Source organism: Methylobacterium sp. J-048 (assembly GCF_022829515.1).
Classification (GTDB): domain Bacteria; phylum Pseudomonadota; class Alphaproteobacteria; order Rhizobiales; family Beijerinckiaceae; genus Methylobacterium.
This window is the reverse complement of sequence record NZ_JAKSYL010000021.1, coordinates 1-3,112: the sequence shown is the minus strand read 5'-3', so window position 1 is coordinate 3,112 and position 3,112 is coordinate 1. Positions and strand designations below refer to the sequence as shown.

The window sequence follows — 3,112 nt, the reverse complement described above, 5'->3', positions numbered from 1 at the left end:
TCTTGACCTCAGCAGCCCGCTGATTGCTCACCGGTGATGACGTCCGCGTGGCTGGCGCGTCAGGTCGAAGCTGCGCGATTTCTGTTTTCAGTTGCTCGACATCCAGCCCTGCCGGGGGATGAACCTCAGGTGGTTCGATCGACGGAGCGGCGGCGAGCGCGAGGGGCACACCTTCCTCCTCCAGCACCAGCTCATGCAGCATGGTGAACACGGTGTCGCCGTCCAGCCTGGACAGGTCGAACCCGCTCTCGGCCGCGAGACGGCTGAAGCGTGCTTGCCCCCCGGCGGACGCGCCGACGTAGGCCATGGACCAGTTCGCGAAGTTGCGGCTTTCCGTCGGACCGCACTGAAGAACCGTCACGTCGCCGTGACGGCCATCGCACTGGATCCGCTCGAATGTCTCTTCGACCCCCTGTCTTGGTCCCTCCAAAACCTGAGCGAAGGCTCCAGCGTTGAACATCAGCGCTCCGGTCACATCCGCCCGAGCGTTGTTCCGCTGCGATGAGGCCAGGATCTGCCCGACAACGGCCGTCAGTTCAGTCTCAGATCCGTGAAATAAGTTCTTGCTGGCGTAGACGAGGCGATAGAGCTCACTCATGGGGCGTCCAATAAGTTGGGTGACTCAGTATTAGGGTTGGTAGCTCGCGATGAATTGCAAAAGATCATCCGCCGGCATTGGCCTGCTGATGAGGTAGCCCTGCACGTCAGTGCAGCCTTCATCGCGAATACGCTGCATTTGCTCCGGCGTCTCGACGCCTTCGGCGACTGTGGTCATGCCCAGGCTCTTGCCGAGGCCCGCGATCGCCCGGATGATCGCGTCCCCATCGGGCTTGTCCGACAAGTCCTTCACGAAGGACCTGTCGATTTTGATCTTGTCGAACGGGAAGCTGCGCAGGTAACTCAAGGACGAGTAGCCGGTGCCGAAGTCGTCCATCGAGACGCGGACCCCGAGCTCACGCAGTCGATGGAGCGTCTGCAAGGTCCTCTGGCTCTCCTGCAAGAGGACGCCCTCTGTGATCTCGACCTCCAGCCGCTTGGCCGACAGACCTGAGCTGGCGAGTGCCGAGATGATTGTCTCGACCAGCCGGTCGCTCTTGAATTGGGCGGGGGAGACGTTCACCGCGACTGACATCCCCGTGGGCCACGTCATCGCATCGCGACAGGCCTGACGGATGACCCACTCGCCGATCGGCACGATCAGACCGATCTCCTCCGCCAGTGGGATGAAATCGAGCGGCGAGATCATCCCGCGCTCAGGATGCTTTCAGCGGATCAAGGCCTCGCAGCCGATCAGCCTATCACCGTCGAGTTGCATCTGGGGCTGGTAGTGAAGCTGGAACTCGCGCCGCGCCAAGGCCTGACGCATGTCGAGTTCAAGCCGGCGGCGCGCCTGCATGCGCGCGTCCATCTCAGGCTCGAAGAAACGGTACGTCCCGCGCCCGTCGAGCTTGGCTCGGTATAAGGCTAGGTCAGCATTCTTCAGGAGCTTGTCGGCACTCGTCCCGTCGGCGGGTGCGAGCGCGACACCGACGCTGGCTCCGATCGTCAGGAGGTGGCCCTCGACCATGTAGGTCCGGCCGATCAGATCGACGATACGCCGGGCCAGCGCCTGTGCGTCGGCAGCCTCGCGAATGCCGGTTTGCAGGATGATGAACTCATCACCACCGATCCGGGCCACGGTGTCCGTGGGCCTCACGGTCGAGCGCAGCCGGTCGGCGACCTTCGCCAGAAGTGCGTCGCCGATCGGGTGACCGAGCGTGTCGTTGACCGGCTTGAACCGGTCGAGATCGATGAGAAGGAGAGCGCAAGCCTCTTCGTTGCGCTGCAAGCGTGCCACGGCTCCAGCCAGGCGTTCTCGCAAGAGCAGGCGGTTTGGCAGGCCGGTGAGTGGATCGAGACGCGCCAACTCGTCAGCACGCGCCTCGTTCGCCTTGCGGGCGCTGACATCCTCCAGTGTTGCGACCCAACCTTCACCCGCGACGGAACGGATCTCGACCTGCAGCGTGTGATCCCGGCCCGCCACCTCAAACGAAGCGGAGGTTTGGAGGTCGCGTGCGCTTCGCAGGGCCTCGAAGATTTCTTGCCGCGATTGCGAAGCGCCCGCGCACAGGGCGCGAAGCAGTTGCCGTGAGGATAGATTGCCGGTCCGCTCAATATTCATATTGTAGATGAGGCGCTCAGCTGGGTCGGTACAGATAACGACCCGACCGGATGCATCGATCATCAATATACCGTGCCGGATCACGTCGAGATACCGGCCCCAGGTATGAAGCGAAGCAGCACTCGGATCCAATCGGATCGTGAGTGGCACTACCTTGCGCTGTGCCGCGCCGAGGTGGTGCAGATCAGCGCTCATCGCACGAGGACCCTAGATTGAGGCTGCCAGGCAGCCCATGTGACAGCGAACAGCACGTTTATAAGCACGAATGTTTAAATTGAGGTGCATGGCCAATGGGATTATTTGGTGTTCCTGCGCGTCAGGCGTCGAGACCAGAACAACCGTGGTTAAAATTTCATGAGGTTAAGCGCGAAATTTTCACTTATTCTGCAAATCGGGCACGAAGTACCGGAAGATTTAAACTGATACACTAACATCCGTTATTCCGAGCGTATTTGGCTTGGCCTAAATATAGGCCGCAAGCATTGATTTTTTCAGGTTGCATCCGTGGCGATTTACAACCTATGCCGACCGCTTCTCCTCGGCGCAGCTATCGCGTTCCTGACAGCGTTGCTGGCGCTCGGACCTGTCAAAGCTGATCTCCTCAGCGTCGTGCGGATCGTGCTGCAGAAGGGTCGGCACTACGACCCCACCGACCTGTTCTTGCGTAAGGGCGACACCATCACCTTGGTCAACGGCGACGACAGCGCGGTGCACCACGCCTCCATCGAGGCCGATCGCTTCGCGTTCGACGCCGGCGGCCAGGAACCCGGCAAGCAGGCGACGCTGACCCTCAAGGAGCCCGGCGACTTCGTAATCGCGTGCGGCATCCACCCAAAGATGAAGCCCACCCTTCACGTGCAGTAGCCCGCGTTATTCCCCCAGAACGTTACCAGCCCGAATGGACCAGGTTCTGTGCGGCGCGATCGACTCCCACCGCCACGCGCCGGACTG

3 protein-coding genes and 1 pseudogene are annotated in these 3,112 nt (G+C 61.4%); 1 reads left to right on the top strand and 3 read right to left on the bottom strand.

Features of this window, described 5'->3' with window-relative positions:
- The 3 genes and pseudogenes from MKL09_RS00655 to MKL09_RS00645 form a co-directional block, all read right to left on the bottom strand.
- Window positions 1-598, bottom strand: a 598-nt coding sequence (locus tag MKL09_RS00655; RefSeq protein ID WP_244017021.1) for a BLUF domain-containing protein, incomplete at its 3' end; no start/stop codon positions are given.
- A gap of 30 nt (window positions 599-628) precedes the next feature.
- Window positions 629-1,252, bottom strand: a pseudogene (locus MKL09_RS00650) (putative bifunctional diguanylate cyclase/phosphodiesterase); the annotation flags it as partial.
- Between the two features lie 12 nt (window positions 1,253-1,264).
- A complete protein-coding gene (locus MKL09_RS00645; protein ID WP_244017017.1) occupies window positions 1,265-2,356 on the bottom strand; it encodes a putative bifunctional diguanylate cyclase/phosphodiesterase in 1,092 nt (363 codons plus the stop codon).
- Between the two features lie 309 nt (window positions 2,357-2,665).
- On the opposite strand from MKL09_RS00645, the gene MKL09_RS00640 reads away from it, so the two are divergent.
- On the top strand, window positions 2,666-3,025 hold the full coding sequence (locus tag MKL09_RS00640; protein WP_244017015.1) for a hypothetical protein: 360 nt from the start codon (window positions 2,666-2,668) through the stop codon (window positions 3,023-3,025).
- Window positions 3,026-3,112: the final 87 nt, after the last annotated feature.